Annotated in this window: 16 protein-coding genes and 1 pseudogene; 8 read left to right on the plus strand and 9 right to left on the minus strand. The window is 44.8% G+C overall.

The window, feature by feature from the left end:
- Nucleotides 1-44 precede the first annotated feature (44 nt).
- The 6 genes and pseudogenes from FR741_RS22880 to FR741_RS22905 all read left to right on the plus strand — a co-directional run bounded on the left by FR741_RS22880 (nucleotide 45) and on the right by FR741_RS22905 (nucleotide 8,338).
- A complete protein-coding gene (locus FR741_RS22880; protein ID WP_048625432.1) occupies nucleotides 45-2,210 on the plus strand; it encodes a polysaccharide biosynthesis tyrosine autokinase in 2,166 nt (721 codons plus the stop codon).
- 366 nt (nucleotides 2,211-2,576) lie between these two features.
- Nucleotides 2,577-3,842, plus strand: coding sequence for a DUF1835 domain-containing protein (locus FR741_RS22885; RefSeq protein ID WP_167427793.1), 1,266 nt, complete (start codon nucleotides 2,577-2,579; stop codon nucleotides 3,840-3,842).
- Nucleotides 3,843-4,244: 402 nt separating this feature from the next.
- Entirely contained in the window at nucleotides 4,245-5,549 is a 1,305-nt protein-coding gene (locus tag FR741_RS22890) for a dicarboxylate/amino acid:cation symporter (RefSeq protein WP_167427794.1), read from the plus strand.
- A 109-nt stretch (nucleotides 5,550-5,658) separates the two neighbouring features.
- Nucleotides 5,659-6,026: pseudogene (locus FR741_RS23705) on the plus strand (IS3 family transposase); the annotation flags it as partial.
- A gap of 645 nt (nucleotides 6,027-6,671) precedes the next feature.
- Nucleotides 6,672-7,145: a DUF6795 domain-containing protein gene (locus FR741_RS22900; protein WP_233059816.1), complete on the plus strand. Its 474-nt coding sequence runs from the start codon at nucleotides 6,672-6,674 to the stop codon at nucleotides 7,143-7,145.
- Nucleotides 7,145-8,338, plus strand: a complete 1,194-nt coding sequence (locus FR741_RS22905) for a lipase family protein (protein WP_065646924.1) — start codon at nucleotides 7,145-7,147, stop codon at nucleotides 8,336-8,338. Before FR741_RS22900 ends, FR741_RS22905 begins: the two co-directional genes overlap by 1 nt.
- A gap of 9 nt (nucleotides 8,339-8,347) precedes the next feature.
- Here the strand turns inward: FR741_RS22905 and FR741_RS22910 are convergent, their stop codons facing one another.
- The 4 genes from FR741_RS22910 to FR741_RS22925 form a co-directional block, all read right to left on the minus strand.
- Nucleotides 8,348-8,722 (minus strand): YkvA family protein, encoded by a 375-nt coding sequence (locus FR741_RS22910; RefSeq protein ID WP_074190348.1) that lies wholly within the window; start codon nucleotides 8,720-8,722, stop codon nucleotides 8,348-8,350.
- 171 nt (nucleotides 8,723-8,893) lie between these two features.
- Nucleotides 8,894-10,018, minus strand: coding sequence for a M20 family metallopeptidase (locus FR741_RS22915; RefSeq protein ID WP_167427796.1), 1,125 nt, complete (start codon nucleotides 10,016-10,018; stop codon nucleotides 8,894-8,896).
- A gap of 9 nt (nucleotides 10,019-10,027) precedes the next feature.
- Nucleotides 10,028-10,495, minus strand: coding sequence for a YjiG family protein (locus FR741_RS22920; RefSeq protein ID WP_005458317.1), 468 nt, complete (start codon nucleotides 10,493-10,495; stop codon nucleotides 10,028-10,030).
- A complete protein-coding gene (locus FR741_RS22925; RefSeq protein ID WP_104970429.1) occupies nucleotides 10,495-11,232 on the minus strand; it encodes a nucleoside recognition domain-containing protein in 738 nt (245 codons plus the stop codon). The genes FR741_RS22920 and FR741_RS22925 overlap by 1 nt, the downstream gene beginning before the upstream one ends.
- A gap of 448 nt (nucleotides 11,233-11,680) precedes the next feature.
- On the opposite strand from FR741_RS22925, the gene FR741_RS22930 reads away from it, so the two are divergent.
- Together FR741_RS22930 and FR741_RS22935 are read left to right on the plus strand one after the other, a co-directional pair.
- A complete protein-coding gene (locus FR741_RS22930; protein ID WP_084742283.1) occupies nucleotides 11,681-11,968 on the plus strand; it encodes a hypothetical protein in 288 nt (95 codons plus the stop codon).
- A gap of 96 nt (nucleotides 11,969-12,064) precedes the next feature.
- Entirely contained in the window at nucleotides 12,065-12,781 is a 717-nt protein-coding gene (locus FR741_RS22935) for a DsbA family protein (RefSeq protein ID WP_167427797.1), read from the plus strand.
- Between the two features lie 67 nt (nucleotides 12,782-12,848).
- Here FR741_RS22935 and FR741_RS22940 read toward each other — a convergent pair whose 3' ends face one another.
- From FR741_RS22940 to FR741_RS22960, 5 genes are all read right to left on the minus strand, one after another.
- Nucleotides 12,849-14,909 (minus strand): alpha-amylase, encoded by a 2,061-nt coding sequence (locus FR741_RS22940; protein WP_167427798.1) that lies wholly within the window; start codon nucleotides 14,907-14,909, stop codon nucleotides 12,849-12,851.
- A 180-nt stretch (nucleotides 14,910-15,089) separates the two neighbouring features.
- Nucleotides 15,090-15,767 carry a monofunctional biosynthetic peptidoglycan transglycosylase gene (gene mtgA / locus FR741_RS22945; RefSeq protein WP_167427799.1) on the minus strand — a complete coding sequence of 226 codons (678 nt, stop codon included), beginning with the start codon at nucleotides 15,765-15,767 and terminating at the stop codon, nucleotides 15,090-15,092.
- Between the two features lie 151 nt (nucleotides 15,768-15,918).
- Nucleotides 15,919-18,114: a 1,4-alpha-glucan branching protein GlgB gene (glgB, locus tag FR741_RS22950; protein WP_233059817.1), complete on the minus strand. Its 2,196-nt coding sequence runs from the start codon at nucleotides 18,112-18,114 to the stop codon at nucleotides 15,919-15,921.
- A gap of 282 nt (nucleotides 18,115-18,396) precedes the next feature.
- Nucleotides 18,397-20,577: a 4-alpha-glucanotransferase gene (malQ, locus tag FR741_RS22955; protein WP_048625439.1), complete on the minus strand. Its 2,181-nt coding sequence runs from the start codon at nucleotides 20,575-20,577 to the stop codon at nucleotides 18,397-18,399.
- Between the two features lie 117 nt (nucleotides 20,578-20,694).
- On the minus strand, nucleotides 20,695-23,148 hold the full coding sequence (locus tag FR741_RS22960) for a glycogen/starch/alpha-glucan phosphorylase (protein ID WP_005396762.1): 2,454 nt from the start codon (nucleotides 23,146-23,148) through the stop codon (nucleotides 20,695-20,697).
- Nucleotides 23,149-23,448: the final 300 nt, after the last annotated feature.

Here is a 23,448-nt window from a genome sequence, read left to right on the forward strand (position 1 = left end):
AAATATATAAACGCCAATGGCAAGGTATTTAAGAAGTTAAAGTAATGACAACACAAACTATTAAGCAATCACGTCAAGCCGACGATGAGATCGATTTGGGAAAGTTATTTGGGATCATTCTTGATGCCAAATGGCTCATTCTATGTACCGTAGTCCTATTTTCAATTATAGGCGTCGGCGTTGCCATTCTATCAACACCTATCTACAAAGCTGACGCTCTTATCCAAATTGAAAGTAAGAGCTCCGGTGGTATTTCAGCGATGGTTGGTGATATGGGAGAGCTGTTTTCAGCAGAGTCATCAGCGACAACAGAAATTGAGATCATTAAATCTCGTATGATTTTGGGTGGTACAGTTGATAAGTTCAACTTAACCACGGTCGTCTCTCCGAATTACATGCCTATCATCGGTAAGGGCTTAGCTCGACTGCAAGGCGAACAAATCAGTCTGAGCGTTTCACGATTTAATACCCCTTCTTACGCAGTTGGAATTCCTCTAACTCTCGAAGTTATTGATTCTGAAAAACAGACGTTCAGACTTATAGAAGATGACAATAACGTCATTTTAGAAGGTAAGGTTGGCGAGCTCATTGAAAAGAACGGCTATCAATTCTTAGCTACAGAAATGATAGCGCAAGACGGCGCATCCTTTACCGTGAGTAAAGTCAGCAAATTAGATGCAATTAATAAACTTCAAGAAAACTTATCGATAAGCGAACGTGGTAAGCAAACCGGGATTATTTCTTTAAGCTTCTCTGGTGAAGATCGCGCTAAGATTCAAGCTATCTTGAACGACATTAGCCAGAACTACTTCTTGCAAAACGTTCAAAGAAACTCAGCAGAGGCAGAGCAAAGTCTCGAGTTCTTGAAAGGCCACCTTCCAGACATCAAAACAAAACTGACCGCTTCTGAAGACGTTTTAAATCGATTCCGTCAAGAAAATGAATCTATCGACTTAGGCCTTGAAGCTCAATCAACGCTTAAAGTGATGGTTGAATTAGAAGCGCAGTTAAATGAGCTTACATTCAAAGAGAGTGAAATCAGCCAGCGCTTTACACAAGATCACCCGGCTTATAAGTCTCTGCTTGATAAACGTGAGACGCTACTCAAAGAGAAAGAGCGTCTTAATAAACAAGTTCAAAAGTTACCGAAAACACAGCGTGAAGTTCTACGCATGACGCGCGATGTAGAAGTAAACCAACAAATCTACATCCAGCTATTGAACAAGGTTCAAGAGCTCAACATCATTAAAGCAGGAACCGTTGGCAACGTTCGAATCTTAGATAACGCTCAGTCGTTCTCTAAGCCAATCAAGCCGAAAAAAGCGCTTATCGTTGTGCTAGCAACACTGCTTGGTGGCATGGCAGGCGTGGCTTTCGTATTAATTCGTGCGGCATTCCACCGTGGTGTAGAAACACCAGATCAAATTGAGCAGATTGGTATGCCTGTTTACGCTAGCGTTCCAAAATCTATTCAACAACTGGAATTTGCAAACAAGCTTAAACGAAACAAAGGCAGCAACGATGAGCTAGTCCTTCTTGCTGAAGCTAACCCGGCCGACCTTTCCATCGAGGCCCTGCGTAGTCTTCGTACTAGCCTGCACTTTGCGATGATGGAAGCGAAGAACAATGTTCTTATGATTTCAGGTCCAGCACCATCTATCGGTAAAACGTTCGTATCGACAAACTTTGCAGCCGTCGCTGCGAAAACAGGTCAGAAAGTACTGCTTATCGATGCAGATATGCGTAAAGGTTATTTGCAGCAATGTTTTGGTTTACGTTGGGATAACGGCCTTTCTGATTATTTGAGCGGCAAGACATCCCATAGCAATATCATTAAATCAACATCCATCGACAATCTAGATGTGGTTACTCGTGGCCAAGTACCACCAAACCCGTCAGAGCTTTTGATGCATCCTCGCTTTAAGAGCTTTGTTGACGAAATGTCGGCGCAGTACGATCTTGTGATCATCGATACGCCGCCAGTACTCGCGGTTACCGACCCAAGCATTGTTGGTGCAATCGCAGGAACAACACTGATGGTAGCTCGTTTTGATCAAACGACTTTGAAGGAAATTGAAGTCGCACAAGGCCGCTTTGAACAATCCGGCGTGGAAGTAAAAGGCGTAATTCTAAACGCCGTAGAGAAGAAAGCGTCAAACTCATACGGATATGGTTACGGTTACTATAACTACGCTTACAAGAGCGAGTAATTAATATCTACATGTATTACAAAGCCCTGCTAGACCTAGCAGGGCTTTTTTATTACTGGATCCTGTAATGCATATCTACTAGAAAACGGATGGTCGTTAACATCTACATAGGCATTGGCTGTCAAACTATTCAGCACTTCTTTAATGGGGCTGATATTTTGTGATGCGGTTCTCTCATGAATAGTTGCATGATGGATTGTGAAACCCTACTATCAGTCTGCTCACGCCTAAAGCCCCCAACACTCGCGGAAAGAACTTGGTTCACGGCAACTCTTCCACCCTGCTCTGTATAGCAGGAACAATCTGTTTTTACCTTCTTTTTAGCTTCTATTTAGGCGAGTGTGGAAGAGATAAGAAAGGTGAAAAATGAACTCTACAAATAGCTTCTTAATCAACATTAACCAACAAAAATCCGTTGCTAAAAAAAGGCTCAAAGCTATACGTCAACACGATGATGAGATGTTGGATCGAGTTAAGCGATTTCACTCCAAACCAGAGTCATTAGCTCCCAATACAATTCAATTAGCTGACGTTCAACATTCGCTAGCCAGAGAATTAGGTTTACCAAGTTGGAGTAAATTAAAAGCGCATGTCGAAGAGTTAGAAGCTCACAAAGACGCCATCAAAAATCACTTCCCTCCTCTTGATAGCGAACTAAAAACGCTCCATGTCCGCTGTGGGCATGATATTCAGCAACGGCTTAAAGACAGCGGATTCGAGGGGACATTTTTAGCCCTAATAGATCCGCTTTGTATGGGTCCAATCCCAGCAACACCACAAAACTTCCTTGCCATTCGTGCCCAATATGTCGTAGAGACTCTGCTGCCCGTGATGAAGCGTGAAGATTCAGTGCAAGATATTGTCAAATTTGAGCAAGCTAATATTGATACGCTGCTCAGTGATACATTTGAACGAATCGTCTTTTGGGTCGAACATGACAGCTATGACCAATTAATGCTGCTTCGTGCCCTAACATTGTTAGAGAATGTAGAAAACAAGGTGATAGAGATCATTGAGTTGAACCAGTTCCCTGGCACTGAGCGATTCATCGGTTTGGGGCAGTTGCCTAAAGAGGCTATTCGCGCTTGTTGGCAATACCGTAAACCCGTGACAGCCAAATTATTCAGTCAGGCTAAACATTCCTGGCACGCAGTCACATCACCGACACCCATCTCTATGGTTAATTTGATCGAGCAGCATGATCTAGATTGCTTACCCAATATGCTCAACGTGCTAACACGCCATATGCAAGAGTTACCTCATTCACAAACAGGATTAAGCTTGACTCAGCAGATTGCATTAGAGGTCCTAAGTTCTCAAAATCGTTCAATTCTCATCAAAGATTGGTTTGAGCAATATCAACAACGTGAACCTCTGCCTTACCTGGGCGATACGATGTTTTACGCCTTACTCCTCCCTCTAGCACAAGGTCAAACGCCTTTAATCACGATTGAGTCACGTGAAAGGGAGTGGTGGGAACAAAGCGTCCATATCACTGAGACTGGTCTGCATTGTTTGGAAGGCTTCATCCGAGCGAAGCAACGCTATTGGGTTGGGGGTATTAGCAATACCACTCAGAATAATTGGAGTTGGGATCACCTCCAATTATCTACATTGACCAACCTTCATTGATTCATCGGATAAATAACATAAGCAGGGGCATAGACGGCTCGTTAGCCCCTTGTGTTCAGCCCAATACAAAAACAATCAAAAAGAGACGGCTTCTAGCCTGAATAAAATCTAGATAGTTATGCAAGAGCAACATTCCTTAGAGATAATATGCACTCCATTTACTAATAAAAATAAATGTAAATACTCTTTCTTATCGGTTGTATGTTCGATAAAAGTGTTAAAATACAAACTTTTCGACCAGTCAAATAGTTAAGATTTGGTTAAAACTCCATTTTTATTAGTGATAAAGTTCACATCTATTAACCATTTAGAGGATTATTCTTTCGTATTTTCTCACTCCACTGCTACTCTGCTCGCCGCTTTGAAGTGAACTCAAGGTGCATAACTATAAGGAGTGTTCTCATGAATACCAAGAAACCGATGTCGCTAACCAGCCGCGTAATTTTGGGTATGGTAGCGGGTATCTTGACAGGATTTGCAATTCGCACACTTTTTGCCGGCAACGGATTTGTCGACGCATACATTGTTAATGGATTATTTGAAGTTGGTGGACAGATCTTCGTCGCCAGCTTAAAAATGCTCGTAGTCCCTCTAGTGTTTGTTTCACTAGTTTGTGGTACTAGCTCCCTCAAAGACCTTTCTACACTGGGTCGCATGGGTGGTAAAACCCTCGCTTTCTACGTTACAACAACGGCTATCGCGATTACGCTTGCTCTAACTATGGGTACTCTGTTCCAGCCAGGTGCTGGCGCTGACCTAACCGCAGCAAGTTCATTCAAATCAGCAGAAGCACCATCTTTGGGTCAGGTGATCATCGATATGTTCCCAACCAACCCTATCAGTGCAATGGCTGAAGGTAAAACCCTGCAAGTTATTGTTTTCGCAGTGCTATTTGGTATTGCGATCAGCGCAGCAGGCAAACCTGGTGAACGTATTGCAGCGTTCTTCTCTGATCTGAATGAAGTGATCATGAAACTGGTAGCGATTTTGATGAACTTAGCGCCTTATGGTGTGTTCTTCTTAATGGCGAAGCTATTTACTGGTCTTGGTCTGGGCGCAATCGTCAATCTGGCAGAGTACTTCTTAGTACTGGCGGGTACGCTTGTCCTGCACGGCCTAGTCACTTACAGCTTAATGTTAAAAGGTTTCACTGGTCTAAATCCAATTACGTTCCTACGTAAGATGGAAGACGCGATCATGTTTGCTTTTTCTACAGCATCATCGAACGCAACAATTCCAGTAACAATGGAAACGGTTAAGCACCGAATGGGTGTTGAGAACCGCGTATCATCGTTCACAGTACCACTTGGTGCAACCGTGAACATGGACGGTACGGCGATCATGCAAGGTGTAGCAACCGCCTTTATTGCTCAAGCCTTCAATATTGATTTAACTATGGGCGATTACCTCATGGTAATCATGACAGCTACATTGGCATCTATCGGTACTGCGGGTGTCCCTGGTGTTGGCCTTGTAATGCTAGCCATGGTATTGAACCAAGTTGGTCTGCCGCTTGAAGGTATCGCGCTCATCATGGGTGTTGACCGTCTACTTGATATGATTCGTACTGCGGTAAACATTACTGGTGACAGTGCAGTTACCGTCATTGTCGCAAAATCAGAAGGTGCATTGGATGAAGCTCGCTTCAACGATCCAATGGCAGGCGTAGCCGAAGAAGAAGTGCATCTTAAACGCGCTGACGCCTAAATCGTTTTACGATTAAGTTATCCTGTCTAAGAAAAAACCACCTTATTCTAAGGTGGTTTTTTGTTTCCATGTGTTGTCCTGAAATGTATTTACACATTGAGGACAAATTATGACTACTGCACATAACCCCTACGTTAAGCGAACCCCGCGTGAAAGCACACTATGCTTTAAATTACAGGTCGTCGATGCTATTGAAAAAGGCTACATGAATTACAAACAAGCCCAAGCAACCTATGTTATTCAAGGGCGTTCAACGGTTTTAACCTGACTAAGAAAATATGGAAAAATGGATTGGATACATAACCCAAGGAAGAACACCATGCATAAAAAACGAAACCGAAAGAGTTTCCGGCTAAAAAAATCCAACGACTTGAAAGAGAATTGGAAGATGAACGGGTGAAGAGCCTCTCCTTTAACGAGTTAATTGATATTCTCGACTCTGAACATGAGACGAATCTCATAAAAAAGTATCTCGCCTACTATCCTTTGCTTCTCACCATAGAACACCTGCCTTCATACTTTGGTGCAAAAACTACATGATATTTATAATTCCATCGCGTGTGCGCTAAGCTCTTTTTGTATCCATTGGGACCCCTTTCAATTCTTAATTAACTCTGCAATTGCCAGACCACAAAACGTTTTTATCAAATTGAAAGGGGTTATATAACTGACTTATAGCTGTAAGCTTTACGGGAAATCCAGCCTAACTGGAGGCCTCTATACAAAAAGCCAACAGCTAACGAAGTTGGCTTAGTGTAAAAAATGTCAACGCATTTTGATACGAGATGCCCCCGCTAAAGGTGCTAATGTACAGATATAATTGCTTCTAGACTTTTCTTAGTTACGAATCGGTAAGTAGCTAGGTTATGATAATAATTCTTCTGAAGAATTAGAGTTTTACTAGTCTATGTTTATCATTTTGAAAATGACATAAGGGACATTTTCATCATATAGAGATACAAATTCCATTATTAAATTAAAGATCAAAACCAAATCGCGATAGGTAGTAGTCTGATAATTAATTTGGTACTAAGATACATACATCATAAATTCATGTTTAAAAATAGTCTTTTTTTATTCAGTTTCTCATTTCCAATACTTGCATTAGGTTTCAACGAAAGTATGTTCGGTTTTTTTAAGAAATTTAAATACACATTAAGCCCAGAGATAAAAGGTACTTTAGTTCTTGAGCAAAGACCTCTAGAAAATGTAACCGTTTACTTAGAAGCTAATTTTTTAAAGAATACTTACAAAAGGAGTTCAAGTACTAATGAGTTAGGTGAATTTCACTTTAAACCAGTCATACATTCTCAAAGGTTCAAAGAATCAGCTTTGAATCAAACATATTCATATATCGGAATATATACCTATATAAATGAAGAAAAGAAGTACATTTGGGAGTCCCAGTTAAACTACGTTTCACCGCCTATATTTATAAAAGATAACTTAAATAATCTTTACTGTGAGCTTAAAAATAAAGAATTCCGATATTTTTTCAAAAATATCAATCTAGATAATGCTCGAGATCTAATGGTTATTAGCAATTGCAATTTAAATGGATTTTTATATAAAGCAGAGTTTACGGAGGATACATAATGCCGTCTTTAACACCAAAACTTGCATCAGAGATCGCGAATATACCGTATGGAGTATATCAGGGGCAAGGGAGACTAGCGTTCAAGGGACAAGGAGGTTTTGAAAAACACTTTGCATTTTCGCAGCAAGATGTTTTTAGTGGCCGAACTGGAGGTATCACAGGATTAGATCGTATACCATTGTTTAGAAAAGTGATACCTGGTGTAATGAGAACATCTGAAGCGTTTGCGGTAATTGGTGTTGGGAAAGGAAAATATAAGGGAGATTTAGTAATTTCCATTAGAGGGACGCAAAACGCCAATGATTGGGTAACCAACCTAAATGTAGGCCTTAAAGGCTCTCCAAATGGCTCTATTGCTCATGCTGGATTTATTAATTCATTTTCAAGTATCAAACCAAGTATAAAACAATATTTACAGCAATTCCAAAGTTTACCTAACCGAATTCATTGTGTTGGGCATAGTTTAGGAGGGGCTCTAGCTTCATTATGTTCTGATTGGCTGAGAGAAGAGTATTCATTAAGAGTGAATTTATATACTTTTGGCGCACCTAGAGTTGGTTTAGAACAATATTCCCGTAAATCTAGTAAAAGCAACGACAAAGTATACCGCTGTACTCACGGCGCAGATCCTGTACCTAAAGTACCTGTCTGGCCATTTATTCATGCGCCACATAATGGCGATGAGTACCGCTTAGACGCTAGTACTGGCTTTAATTTAAATGCTCATAGTATGTCTAGCGAAACAAGTTTAGGGTATTTAGATAATGCTAACTCCGAAACGTGGGGAGCAATAAAAGTCAGATCTAACAAGTACTTGTATACTCCTACTAGATTTAAGTTTGAGCACAGAAACCAAGCATCATTTACAGAGTATTGGTCAGAAAGAATTCAAGCAGCATTAATAACATTATTAAAAGATACTGGCTTGTTTTCAGCAATAGCAGCCCAAGCCACAGTATCTACTGGAATGACATTTTATGACATACTCGCTAGAAATATAGAAAAAGTAGCTAAAGCATCTAAAGTAAGAGAATCACAAGTCAAAGGGCTTTTAGGCCATATGCTGGTGTTTATTGGAAAACCAGTAACAGCAATTGAAGATATGTCTGCAAAATTTATTAGAAATGTTTTTCTTATGGTATTTGGAAAACTTTATCGAGCAGCACAAATGGCTATTAGCGCTGTACAATAAATTTTCAACTTAATCCGCCATCGAATTCAATTTTTCTCTGGCTCGTTCTTCGTGTTCTTCAGTAATGGCATTGCCGACTGAGTTAGCGGCTAAGGTAAGCGCTGCCATGTCATCGGTAAAGCCGACGCCTGCTAACACATCTGGCACCATATCGGTGGGCAATACAAAGTAAGCCAACGCGCCACCTAAAATCGCCTTATGGCGAACGGCGGTGTTGGAATCTGTCATCGCGAGCCATGATTTGATACCCATAACGGCAATTTCTTCACCCGCTTTCTTAACCGACCCTTTCATTTTGCGCCAGAATGTTTTCTCATCTGGCGCTTGCATCGTTTGATCTTTGGCGTCTTTCGGCGCCGATTTTACAGACATTGTTGTGCTCATCGTTGCCTCCGAAATTTATGACTGTGGCCAACATATTAATAAATCGAACCTGAACGCAAGATTAATAACAAGAAATGATAGTAAAGTGAAACAAAAACACAGATAGAAAAATCCCCAAACCAAAGTCTGGGGATCGTGATGTTGGGAACCAAGCTTTAGAAGGAGAATGCCTTATTGAGCAATCTTCTCCAGTACACGCATCAGCATTTTGATACGTGGTTCGATAGACTCAAGCAACAAGTACTCTTGGTCACTGTGGAAACCTGCACCGATAGGTCCTAGACCATCCAAAGTTGGAACGCCAAGAATTGCCGTATTGTTTGCATCAGAGCCGCCACCCACTTCTTTCCAGTTGATGTCGATAGACAGTTCACTTGCCGCTTCTTCAACTAATGCCATCAAGCTTTCAGTTTGCGCGCTTGGCACCATAGAAGGTTTGTAAGCTTTACGAACCAACTCGATGCTAACGCCATCAACGAATGGTGTTTCCAGCATGCCGTTTAGCTTGCCATCGACATCATCGTATTCTTCATTACTCCAGAAACGCACATCCACGATCGCTTCAGCGTGCTCAGGGACGATGTTTGCGCCGTTACCGCCAGACACAATACCCACGTTTAATGTGGTACCAGATTCGAAGTTCGTCATGGCATTGATTGCGAGAATCCAGTTCGCCATCTCGGTAATTGCACTGCGGCCATTTTCTGGCTCGTTGCCAGCGTGGGCCGCCACGCCGTTAAACGTGATTTTGTAACGCGCCATGCCTTTGCGCGCTTTGACTAAACCGCCGTCTGCACGTGCTGCTTCTGCCACCAATACGTTCTTCGCGTTTTTTGCAACAGATTGAATCCAGTCGACCGAATCTAACGATCCGGTTTCTTCGTCTGGGTTCATGCAGATACAAATCGACAGTTTATCCAACACCGCTTGGTCGAGGTTACGCATCGCGTACACAATATTCAGCAAGCCAGATTTCATGTCCGAGACACCCGGACCGTACGCTTTTTCAGCGTCTTGAGACATAGGACGTAACTCTGCGGTACCGACAGGGAACATTGTGTCCATGTGACCAATCAGCATCACGTCAACTTGCTCAGCTTCAGGCTTGTTTCGAACTTCAAGACCGATACCCGCTCTGCCACAGTCGATGCGTTTTACGCTCCAACCTGACATCGCTTGGTACTTCTCTTCAAATTGAGAAGCGATGAACTCAATGCCATCAGTGGTGTACGTGCCACAATCGACATTGATGAGAGGACGAAGTTCTTCGAGATATTCATTGAGAGAAAACTGCATGATTGCCCCCTAAACAAACAAGTTCATGACTAGCATTGCGCCAAATGCGTTCAATACGGAAATCGCAATCATAATTGGGATATAACGACCTTCAGTACCGATAGGTCCCATAATTCGCCCCATGTACTGAACCTGTGAGCCCATTAGGTAAATTGCAGGTGCAAGAATCGCAATGTGCGTACCGTTCAAGATGCCTTGGTCAAACAATGTGATAACCACGCCAACTGCGCCGCCCATCGACATCCAAGCACCAATCAGCACCGCAGCCGCTTCACCTGGCAAACCAAAAACCGCCATTACTGGAGAAAATACCGAGCCCATCAAATCCAACGCGCCAGTAATCTGCAACGCTTTAATGATGACAAACGCCATAAGAACGTTAGGCACGGTTGATGTTGTCGCAATAACCCAGCCTTTTTTAGCGCCTTCAACGAAAATATCCGTCACCATCGGCTTACTTACTTTTACATCACTCATTACGCCGTCTCCTCTTTTAAGTTCTCAGATTTGTTTTGCTCTTGCTTGTCTTCTTTACCTTCTGTGATGTTTAGGTAGATACGGAATAAGTTCGCGCCCACAATTTTAAACAAGAACATCACCACAACCGCCAAACCAATAGAAGACGTTACGGCAAGCGAACCATCCGCCATCGTCAGCGTAAACAGCACCGCCCCTGAGGAGAAAAAGTTAACAATGGTGGCACCAGCGGTGAACTGGAACATAGTGAACACATCGGTTTCGCGTTTGGTAAGATGGCCTTCATCTTTAAGCTGACGAGTCATCGCCGCACCTGCGTCGGTACTTTGCAGCGAAGCGATAAGAGCCAAACCAGAGTTACCTGGGATGCCCATTAGAGGACGTAGAAGAGGAGTAAGAAGCTTACGAGCTGCTTCAAGCGCACCATAGTGCTCAAGTACATTGATCATACCCAGTGCGAACATAACGGTAGGAATCAAAGTAAGTGCAAAAATGAAACCGTCACGTGCACCGCTACCACCAGTACCACGAAGCGACGTTGTTGCAACTTGCACACCGTCAGCCGTTTCGGTAACACCATAAGCCACCTTGCCGAAAGAGCCATTCAACGTGGTGAAATCAAATACGCCATACCATTCGTTCGATTGCATGAGACCAGAGAAGAAGACGACCGCAAACGCCAGTGCAACGTAGCACCCCAGCGTAACCTTGCGCTCGGTTTGAACAGGATTTTTCATAACATTACCTACACATGTGGGACAGGACACATATGTTCACCCGAATAATGTGCTAGAGAGATGATCAAAATCAATCCGCCTGCCGAACATTCTGGCGACTCAATTATGAAGTTTTGTTTTATGATTTTAATCACATTTGAAAGATAATAAAAATTTGTGCTAACAATTAGGTATATTAATCTATATCGATACCTCAGGAATTCTTCATCAATCCGACCAATGATTCCAACGAATATTGCTTTCTACAACATTCATGACGTACTTCATACTTTGGCATTGAGGCGATATCGATTAACTCGAAAGTAACATTCCATAATGAAATTTAGGTTAGGATTGTCCGGTCACATGCAAACGGCATAAACCAGAATCAACAGGACTAGGCAGCCCATTGTTACGCTCACAACCTAAAATAGCCAAGTGGACACTCGCCCTCGTGTTTTGGGTGGTGATGGTATGTTTAAGCCAAAACTCCGGCTTCTCGAAAAGCTGCCCTAAGGCTCACCAAATACAGAGTCAGCAAGATGAAAGTGTGAATTTATCACCATCTTGCGACCTTTCAGAGAAGCTGGTTCAAGCGTACCAACACCAGTTGGACCATATTCTTATTCCATTTTTTCTGTTTGCTTTGATTGTGGCGCTGCCGATGGCATCCACAGCAATTCATTATCTGGAATACACAGAACCGATACCGGAAAAGTATCGGGTTCACCTAAAACTTTGCGTGTTTAGAGAATAAACCTAGCAAGGCGAAAGACCTTATCGCCTGACTTTTGTACGTATTTTATTCACTTCACATAACAAACAACGAAATCTAAAAGTTTTAGGAAATATTATGACATTCACTCGTACACTTTTGACGTTAACGATGGCTATCGTACCTGCCGTATCTTTCGCATCAGAAAAGACCGCAGAACAAAAGCTAGAGGAAGTTACTCAGATACTAAAAGAGAATCCTCAAATTCTTGATTCATTGCACCAAAACCTTCAAGAGTACATTGCGTATCAACAGTCATTTGGAGACACCTTGAAGGAGGTTCGTCACTATCTAAGTGATGACAAACATTCCTCTTTTGGAGCTGAAAACCCTGAGTTAACCATTATTAACGTAACGGACTACAGTTGCCCTTTTTGTAAACGTTTAGAAGGAGAACTGGTCAAAGTTGGCAAAGAATATCCGCAGATAAAAGTGCTTAACCTCAATGTCTCTTTTAAAGAACAATACGAGAAAAACGGCTACAACTCGGCAAGTTACGCATTAAATGTTTGGCAAAACCAGCGAGATAAGTACGAACAAGTGCATGAGTTACTGGTGAAAAAACCGGGCGCACATGATGCACGTTCGTTAAAACAAATCGCGAACAAAACGGGGACAGAAGCGCAGCTTGTCGACGACAAAGAGACCAAAGCGCTGCTTGATAAAAACTATCAGTATTTCACGCAACTTGGTTTACGCGGCACGCCCGCGTTGATTATTAATGATCAAGTCATTCCTGGCTATGTGCCGTTTGACGAGCTAGAAAAAGTCATCGACCAAGAACTGGCGAACTAAGACAACAAAGCCCTTCCCTGAGAACCCAAGGAAGGGCTTTTTATTTATCGACATAAAGAACGTTTGGTTACTTATCGCGCCCAACAAACGCTACGACGACTTTGTCATCGCCAAGTGAACGAGAGAACACATACGCGCCTTCTTGTTCAATCACTTCGTGCTGACCCGCACCAATCGCTGGGTGCGCTTTACGAAACTGACCAAGGGTTTGCCAATGTTTCAGCAGCGCTTGCTTCTCATCCGATAGTTTCCATACCATGTCAGAGCGTGTGCCTTGGTGGAAATCATCCGCGTAGGGGCCAATGTTACGGCCTACTTCATCGCCATAATAAACCTGAACCGCTCCTGAGCTAAGGAGCAATGCGTTCGCGGCGTTACGTTGCATGCCGTAATCTTTAAAACGTGAGAAGAACAACTCCGTATCGTGAGAAGACATGTAACTGACTGGGTTGAAGTCTTTCTCGTTCGCGATAGTGTCCGCATAGCTTTGGTAAGTGTCTGCCATTTGGCTAAAGCACGCCGCGCCTTTGTCTAGCTTCTTCTGCATATCGAAGTTGATCAACGCGTCAAAACCATCATCGAAATAAGGGCTCCGATACGCGGTGTGTCCCCAGACTTCGCCCATCATCCAGAACGGCTGACCTGATTTGCCATTTTCTTTACGCCACTGCTCTAAGCTGTTCGATGCTTCCTCTTTTAGACGCTTCCAAACTTCACCTTCGACGTGTTTCACCGTATCGACGCGATAACCATCAATGCCGAAGCGTTTCACCCAGTCAGTTTGCCACTCAATCAAGTAATCCGAGACGGTGTAATTGTCACGAGCTTCTACGCGAGTGCCAGGGTTATCTAATAGCCACTGAGCTGGTTTTACAGCTTTGCCTTGTTCAGTGATAAAGTCAGGCAGCCCCGCCAATGACATGGTGATGTCGCTACTGCCCGGAGCTGGGTAACCTGGCAAGCCGGTTCTTACCCAATCGCCGCCCCACCATTTAGCCCAGTTCGGACTCTGATAATCAATATTCTGGTGATAGCTATGCCAATTTTCACCCGCTTTTGGTTGCCAGTCGCCCCATTTCTTGGGCAGCTCGGCATTAGGTTTTAACACCTCAATACCGTCAAATTGCAAATCGGCTAACGTTGAGTAACCAGTGTGGTTGATTACTGCGTCCATCAAGACTTTAAGGCCGCGCTTGTGCGCCTCTTCCACCAGCGTTTTTAAATCTTCTTCGTTACCGAAGTTCTCATCAATCTTGGTGAAATCGCGCGTCCAGTAGCCGTGGTATGCATAAAACGGAAATGAACCACTATCGCCACCACCGACAAAGCCGTGCACTTGCTCAACGATTGGCGACAACCAAATCGCGTCTGTACCTAGGCTCTTAATGTAATCCAGTTTCTCAATCACGCCTTTAAGGTCACCGCCGTGGAACGTGCCAATTTCGTCTTTGCCGTCTTTTTTGCGACCATAACTGTTGTCATTGCTCGTATCAGCATTGTTGAAACGGTCAACCATCACGAAGTAAATGTTGGCATTGCGGTAATCAAATGGCACCGCTTCTTTGGTTTTCTGTACAGGCTCTAAAAGCACTAGGCCGCCAGAGTCTTTGCTTGGCGTCAGCGATACTTGCTGATCTTGCACTTCAACCATTTGCCCCGAGTAAGCATCTCGCAACTTGGTGCCATCCGGGAAACTGTCACCTAACGCAATGGTGACTTCTCCGCCTTGGTAAACCTCACATTGTACTTGTGGAATTGGGCGTTTGAACTCACTTTTGGCGGCTTTCTTAGGTTCACGCTTAAAACGCAGTGTTCTGGCTTCTGCATCAAAAGCAAAAGAGTAATCGCCGGTAAAGCGGATTTTTAATGGCAGCTCCGTTGGCTTACCGCAGTTTAGCGCAAGAGGTTTATTGAACTTCACTTTTTGACCATCGGGGGCAATGCAGTCGCCTTCAACGCCCGTGATTTTAAGCGTGTATCCGTCTTTGGTTAGAGGCACAACCAAAGGCTGCTCTGCACTTAGCGGGAAGTCACGGCTGTTGGTCGTGGTAGAAATGGTGATGTTAGGCTCGGCGATGGCACTTGCCGACGCAAGCAGTAAAGTAGTGGTAATCAGGTTCAGTTTCATCGTTCAGTCCATTGGCAGCACATGGTAACCATGCACATTTATTAGTTTTATTCACACTAATTGTGCCTAGATAAGAAACTGAACACATCATTCTAACTGCCTACGCCCCAAAGGTTGTGACGCTTCACATTTTATTGATATAGGGGCGTAGTTCTATTTAAGCGCAATGGATTGAGGGACTTAAAGTTGCACGCTGCCAAGATTGCTCATTTGGTTCATCGCCCATCTTGTGCGGCGAGCAGTGTAATCACTTTGTGGGTAGACTTTGATTCGATATGGGTTTGGCAACACCACGGCTAAACGCGCTGCTTGCCACTTCGAGAGTTGCTTTGCACTGACACCAAAATAATTCTGCGCCGCCGCTTCAGCACCGTAAATACCGGGACCAAATTCAGCCACATTTAGATACACTTCGAGAATGCGCTCTTTACTCCACATCAGCTCCATCAGCAAAGCAAAGTAAAGCTCGTAAGCCTTGCGAGCGTAGGAGTGAGAAGGAAACAAAAACACATTTTTCGCGGCTTGTTGGGTAATCGTGCTCGCGCCTCTCGACGGGCCATTGTCACCTGCTTCGGCAATCACGTCGAATAGCGATTCGAAGTCCAATCCATAGTGATGAGGGAATTTTTGGTCTTCGGTCGCAATCACCGCTAACTGCATATTTTTTGAAATACGCGACAAGGGTACCCATTCGTGTTGGCTGCTGTCTGGATAGTTCTTTGGTGGCACAACAATGCGGCTTAACTTCCATCCCCATATTGGCGGATCGACGTATTTCACCACACCAACCAAAACGACTGGGGCGATCAGCAAGATCAACACCATTTTAAATAGAAATGACTTAAGCCTTTTCAACATGTGTGGTTCCCCAATGCATTAGCGATTGATGATAAACAAACCAGCGAGCTTGCCTGATTCAATCAGGAACAACAAGTTTTTGAGGTAAAAAATAGGTCAAAAAAAGCCCGATTTACAATGTAAAACGAGCTTAGAATTTGATTAGACTGAATTATTTATTCAGCTTGTAGAACACGGTTGAAAGTGGTGGTAAACGAAGCTCAAGTGATTGAGGCAGTGATTCACTTTCGACTTTTTCCGTTTTCACACTGGTCTGCACTTTAAAATCGCTGCCGCCGTATTTGCTGTCGTCCGTGTTCAGCAGTAGTTCGTATTGACCTGCATTTGGAACGCCTAAACGAAAACGCTCGTGTGGTACGGGCGTAAAGTTGGTGATGATCAAAATACGCTCACCTTCTTTACTGATACGCTCGTGCGCTAGGATACTCGCATCCGCTTCGTCTTGTAGACGCCACTCAAAACCAGCAGGAACACAATCTTGATCGTGCATCGCCGCTTCATTTCGGTACAAGTGGTTCAAATCGCGCATCAGCTTTTGAACGCCTTGATGACGTTCGTATTCCAACAAGAACCATTGCAACTGATCATCGTGGTTCCACTCCGCCGTTTGGCCGATTTCCGCGCCCATGAAGTTCAGCTTTTTGCCCGGTTGACCATACATGTAACCGTAGTATGCACGTAGGTTTGCGGTTTGCTGCCATTCATCACCTGGCATCTTGTTATGGATAGAGCCTTTTCCGTACACCACCTCATCGTGAGAGAGAGACAAGACGTAGTTTTCGCTGTGCGCATAAACCAGCGGGAATGTGATGGTATTGTGGTGGTATTTGCGGTGAACAGGATCTTCTTTGATGTATGAAAGACTGTCGTGCATCCACCCCATATTCCACTTGAAGCCAAAACCTAAACCACCCATAAAGGTTGGCGCAGACACCCCCGGAAACGCCGTTGACTCTTCCGCAATCGTCATCGCATTCGGGAAGTGCTTGTACACTTCTTCGTTCATCCATTTTAAGGTTGCGATTGCGTCGTAGTTTTCGTTGCCACCGTCGACGTTCGGTACCCACTGATCGTGGCTACGTGAATAATCGAGATAGAGCATCGACGCGACAGCGTCCACGCGAATGCCATCAATATGGAATTGTTCAAACCAGTACAGTGCGTTCGATACAAGGAAGCGACGCACATGTTCACGGCCTAAATCGTAGATGTATGAGTTCCAATCTTGGTGCCAACCGCGACGCGGATCCGGGTCGTGGAACAGAGGCGTACCATCAAAGTTCGCTAAGCCATGATCATCCGATGGGAAATGCGCAGGAACCCAATCCAGCACTACACCGATACCAGCTTGGTGACACGCATCCACGAAGAATTTGAAATCATCAGGTGAGCCAAAACGGCTGGTTGGCGCAAACAAGCCAACGGGTTGATAGCCCCATGAACCATAGAATGGATGCTCAGACACAGGCATCAGCTCAACGTGGGTGTAGCCCATATCCACAAGGTATGGCACCAACTGCTCCGCGAGTTCGCGGTAGTTGAGGAAATCGCCTTTCTCGTTGCGCTTCCATGACCCAGCATGTAGCTCATAAAATGATAACGCTTCATCACGCTTTTGCGTCACTGCGCGATTTTGCCATTTCGCATCTTGCCATTGGTAACGCTTGTGATCGTAAGTAATGGACGCGAACGATGGGTACTGCTCAGAGTAAAAACCCCAAGGGTCTTGTTTGTGTGGCAGCCCTTCCCCATTTGGCCCTTTGAGCTCAAATTTGTACTGAACGCCTTCTTCTAAGCCAGGAATGAACAAACCCCAAATGCCATAATCTAAACGTTGCATTGGGTGACGACGACCGTCCCATTGGTTGAAGCAACCCACAAGGCTAACAGCCGATGCATGCGGTGCGTAGACAAGGAAGCGAACACCGGAGATGTTTTCACCGCCACGTTCTAGCGTGACAAAGTGTGCGCCCATATAGTGATACATGTCTTTGGGCGTATGCAGATGCTCGTACTCTTGGTAAATATTGTGGTACTGGTACGGGTCATCAATAATTTGTTCAACACCATTCCAATCGACCGCCAAACGGTAGTGGGTCAGGTGTAAATCGCGTTGTTCTTTTAAGATAAAACCGCTGTCACCATCACGCTCAAGCGCCACGCGAGGTTCGCCATTAACAAGCAGTTCAACCTTGTTTGCGCCCGGCATCCACACTCGCAGCGATCCTTCGCCATCATCAATGAATGGCCCCAACGCCGAAAATGGGTCTGAGTAAGCCGCCTCAGCAAGCAGTTCATATGCGCGTTCGTGTTGTTTCTTTATTTTCTTGGTTTTGGTGGTTTTCAAATCTTTCTCCCTAGAGCCAATATCCTTTTCAAGACCAGAAATCTGAATCAAACATCGGTTTCTCCACAGCCAACGTTGTGAACTCACAAAAGACTTCGCTTAAAACATGTATGCATCAAGCGATGTCAAAAACAAAAAATGCCCGCTATTGTCGCGGGCATAATAACGGTACTTCATCCTAACGGATTGTGTTTTCGGAATGAGTGACCTAGACGGAACTTTCGTACCTCTGAGCTAACAAAATTGGTAATCCGCTCATTCATCTACGTCACTCTACGCATCTTATTTGCTCGCCTGTGCGCGAACTTCAGTGAGGCGTTTGGAAATGCGATTCACATCTTCACGACTGAAGATTTCATCTAGGTTCATCGACAACTTACGACGCCAGTTTGGATACTCATCCACCGTGCCAGGAATGTTGACCGGTTGATCCATTTCTAGCCAGTCTTCAAGCTGAACGCTAAGCAGTGCAGAGTCACCCGCTGCTACGTGCAGTTGCAGCGCTTCGCTTAGGTACGAGTCCATCGGTACGTACTGAGCATCATGACCAATGCCTTCTGGCAAATAGCCGTGCCAGCGAACGCTGTCTAAGATGCCTTGCTTGCACTTCAAGCGATCAGCAAATAAGCCTTCCAACTGTTTTTCATCTGGGTAAAGGCCAATCTCACGACCCATTTTCAAATCATCGCAGTGCCAGAAACCACGCAGGGTTGGCATGTCATGCGTACACAGTGCCGCCATCGATTGCTCTGCGTAGTGCTTCGGAGAAATGAACCCACCGTCTTCTTTCGAAGTTTCGAAGAAGAATACTTTGTATGAGTGCACACCTGCATCGCGTAGGATATCGACGATTTCATCTGGCACAGTACCTAAGTCTTCACCAATCACAGAGCACTGATGACGGTGCGACTCAAGTGCTAGGATTGCGAGCATATCTTCCACTGGGTAGTACAAGTAAGCGCCTTCTGTCGCTTTCTCGCCTTTTGGAATCCACCATAAACGAAGTAGACCAAGCACGTGGTCGATACGCAATGCACCACAGTGCTTCATGTTGGCACGTAACAACTTGATGTACGCGTCGTAGCCAGTCGCTTCTAAAACTTGAGGGTTAAGCGGTGGCAGACCCCAGTTTTGACCCAGAGGACCAAGTACATCCGGCGGCGCACCGATGCTGGCGTCCAACACTAAGTTACCGTCGTCGGCCCAAGTTTCACTACCTGAGTCGGCAACACCGACAGCAAGGTCACGGTACAAGCCCACAGCCATGCCTTTTTCTTCTGCCAGTGCCTGCGCTTCTTTGATTTGATCGTCTGCGATCCACTGTAGGTACATGTACAAGTGAACGCGGTCTTGGTTGTCTTTGATGTATTTCTGAGTACCGGCTGCGTCGAATGTGCGGTATTTCTCAGGGAATACAGGCCAACCCCACATGTTTGAATCTTCTGCGTGTAAATCAGCATGAAGCGCATCGAATGCAGCTTGGTGTAACAAGCTGTCGCCGCCTTTTTCTACAAAATCCAAGAATGCACGAGCGCGGTCGGTGTTTTTATCTAAATGGCGAGCTTTAAACTCACTAAACAGCAGCGGAAGAACGCTCATTTTCAGTTGCGAAACTTCTGTGTAGTTCACCCAATGAGAGTCACGTGCTTTTTGTAGACGCTGTTGAAACTCTGCACTGCCAACACGTTGCTGAGCTTCAGCACTCAGTGCGAATTCAGGTACAGAACTTACGTCGATGTACATGATATTCAACCAACGACGAGAAGACGGGCTGTATGGGCTCGCGCCTTCTGGGTTCGCTGGGAACAGTGAGTGAATTGGGTTCAAACCAATGAAGTCACCGCCACGAGAAGCGATATCGCTCACCAACTGTTTTAGGTCACCAAAATCACCGATACCCCAGTTGTGCTGAGTACGCAGTGTGTAAAGCTGGATACTAGGACCCCATAGCTTTTTATGTTGGTTTAGATCGTCTTGTTTGAAACACGCTTTCGGCGTGATGATCAATGACATCTCGTAAGGCGTTTTACGACGCTTACGGCTGACAATCAATTTGTGATAACCCCAAGCCAAGTTCTTTGGCAATGCAAACACTAGAGGGCCACCCTCAGCACGCTCATCACGAACAATTTGGGACTGAAGATAGCCTTCAAGTACCTCTCCTTGTTCTGTTTCTAAACGCCAGCTGAATTCACTCTCACGAGCACTCGTACCTAGGTTTAGTTCCACTTCGACTGGTTCGCCGTCGCGTAAAACAAGAACAGGGGCTAGTACGTCTTTTTTATGTTTCTTTTCAGCAGAAGCCAATAGTTTTTCATCGCTGCTAGTATCGTAGCCAAGCGAAGCGAGCAAGCGGCGTAGCGTCTCCTCAGACACTTTTGCCTCATCTCCCCAAGCACTGACATAGCTATCAGCCAATCTCGCCATTTCCGCGACTTTCTTTAATGCTGTTTGTTCTTTCATCGCTTTCTCCGAAGGTAATACCAACACCTTCCATGTAGGGTTTTATTGTTATCAATAACTTCTTTTGGAAAAGGACCAAAGGTAGCGCTTGGCTACCTTGGTCTTAACTCTGTTCTATTAACGGTGAACCGCTTTTAGTTTCCAGATGTTGTTCACATAGTCGCGAATTGAGCGATCTGAGGTGAACTTGCCGACAAGGGCGGTATTAAGAATGGCTTTCTTCGCCCAGCCAGCTTGGTCTTTGTATTGTTCGCTCATGTCTTCGTGCGCTTTCACGTAAGATGCGAAGTCCGCAAGACATAAGTACGGGTCACCACCATCTAGTAGGCTGTCGTACGTTGCACGCAGTAAGCCTGGTTGACCTGGAGTGAATTCTTCACCCAGTAGTAGGTCCATAGACGCTTTGAGTAGGTGATCCGCATTGTAGTAATCAAATGGGTTGTAACCTTGAGCTTTCAGCGCTTTCACACCTTCAACGTCTAGACCGAAGATGTAGATGTTCTCATCGCCTACTTCTTCACGAATCTCAACGTTAGCACCATCCATCGTACCGATCGTTAGGGCACCGTTAAGCGCCATCTTCATGTTACCAGTACCTGATGCTTCTTTACCCGCAAGTGAAATTTGTTGTGATACGTCCGCCGCAGGAATAATAATTTCAGCCATACTCACGCGGTAATCAGGAATGAAGACCACTTTCAGCTTGTTGCCGATGCGAGGGTCGTTGTTCACTTTCTCAGCAATCTTGTTAATAGCGAAAATGATTTCTTTCGCTAGGTGGTAACCCGGTGCCGCTTTCGCTGCGAAGAACACAACGCGAGGCACACATTCGAAGCCTGGTTCGTTAATAATGCGATGGTACAGAGACAGTACGTGTAGAAGGTCTAAGTGCTGGCGCTTGTACTCGTGCAGACGCTTGATTTGAACATCGAAGATCGCATTAGTATCGAGTTCAATACCCATGTTCTCTTTCACCCAGTTAGCTAGGCGTTCTTTGTTCTCTTTCTTCACTGCCATGAATTCTTTCTGGAATTTCTCGTCAGTGGCGTACTTAGCGATGCCTTCTAGTTGCTCTAGTTTCGCAGGCCATTCTGGACCGACTTTCTCTGTGATTAGCTTAGAAAGACCTGGGTTACAGAACTTCAACCAACGACGTGGCGTAATACCGTTCGTTACGTTGTGTAGACGTGTTGGGTACATTTCGTGGAACTCTGGGAATAGGTCTTTCTTAACCAATTCAGAGTGAAGCGCCGCTACACCGTTTACTGCGTAAGAGCCAATTACACATAGGTTTGCCATGCGAACCATGCGATGGAAACCTTCTTCGATGATAGAAAGCTTCTGTTGTTTCGCGACATCACCCGGCCACATTGCACGTACGTCTTGTAGGAAGCGGTGGTTGATCTCGTAAATGATCTCCATGTGACGTGGTAGTAGGTGCTGAATTAGCGACTCTGGCCATGTCTCTAGTGCTTCTGGAAGTAGCGTGTGGTTTGTGTACGCAAATGTTTGAGAGCTGATCTCCCAAGCCGCTTCCCAAGTAAGACCTTTTTCGTCCATCAGGATGCGCATTAGCTCAGGAATCGCAATCGTTGGGTGCGTATCGTTCAGCTGAATAGTCTCTTGCTTCGGTAGATCCGCTAGCGAGTAGCCAGCTGCTTCGTGGCGACGTAGGATGTCACGTACAGACGCAGCTGAGTGGAAGTACTGTTGCATTAGACGCAGTGTTTTACCTTTCTCGTGGTTGTCATTCGGGTAAAGCACTTTAGTGATGTTGCCCGCGTCGATCAGTGCGTGCTGCGCTTCGAAGTAGTCACCGTTGTTAAAACTTGCTAGCGAGAATGGTGCAATTGCCTGACATTCCCAAAGACGTAGCGGGTAAACCGTGTCTGATTCGTAACCCACGATTGGTAGATCCCAAGGCATTGCTCTTACAGACATGCCAGGAACCCATTTGCGAACTTCTTTGCCGTTCTCGTTAACCACTTCAACGTGACCGTAGAAACCGATCTCTTGTGCGAGTTCTGGACGAGCAATTTCCCAAGGGTAGCCTTCTACACCACGCCATGCGTCAGGTGCTTCTTGCTGGCGACCATCTTTAAAAGACTGTTTGAACAAACCGTATTCGTAGTGCAAGCCGTAACCGACGGTTGGGAATTCTTGCGCCGCACATGAATCCATGAAACATGCCGCTAGACGACCAAGACCACCGTTACCCAATGATGGGTCACGTTCTTCTTCTAGCAGGTCAGTTAGGTTGTAACCCAGTTCAGCCATTGCTTCTGTTACTTGTTCGTACAGACCCATGCTGATTAGGTTGTTACCCGTCAAACGACCGATAAGGAACTCTAGCGAAAGGTAGTTAACGCTCTTCGCACTTTTAATGCGTGGATCTTCTTCAGTAGCAAGCAAATCTAAAGTAGTGAACTCAGCCAGTGCATGACCCATTGCTAGGTACCAAGCTCGGCTGTCTGCGTTTTCAATCGTGTGAGCGTAAGTTACAGATAGGTGTTTCTTTACGCTTTCTTGGAACGACTTCTTGTCAAATTGTTTTTGTTGAGTAGGTTTCATTACGAAATTCTCACGTCTTTTGGTAATTCATCTGCCATACATCGTGCATTTACCTCTGTGAATAAACATCCTCCTAATTCTCCTCCTTTGAAGGAGGAGGGCTGAGGGCGTAGAGGGGTACCATTGCTAGGTTAGTGATCCAAATCTCAACAAAGTGAACTTTGCTTCAGTTCTTAGTGATTTTGATCACAATGGAATATGAGAAAGGTTAAAACCCGTTCATGACGCTTTTTATAGCCCACTCATCTGATGATGTGAAAATTGTAATATTGGTCACATTAACTTGGTTAACATGAAAAG

Origin of the sequence: Vibrio diabolicus (assembly GCF_011801455.1) — a bacterium.
GTDB classification, from domain to species: Bacteria; Pseudomonadota; Gammaproteobacteria; order Enterobacterales; family Vibrionaceae; genus Vibrio; species Vibrio diabolicus.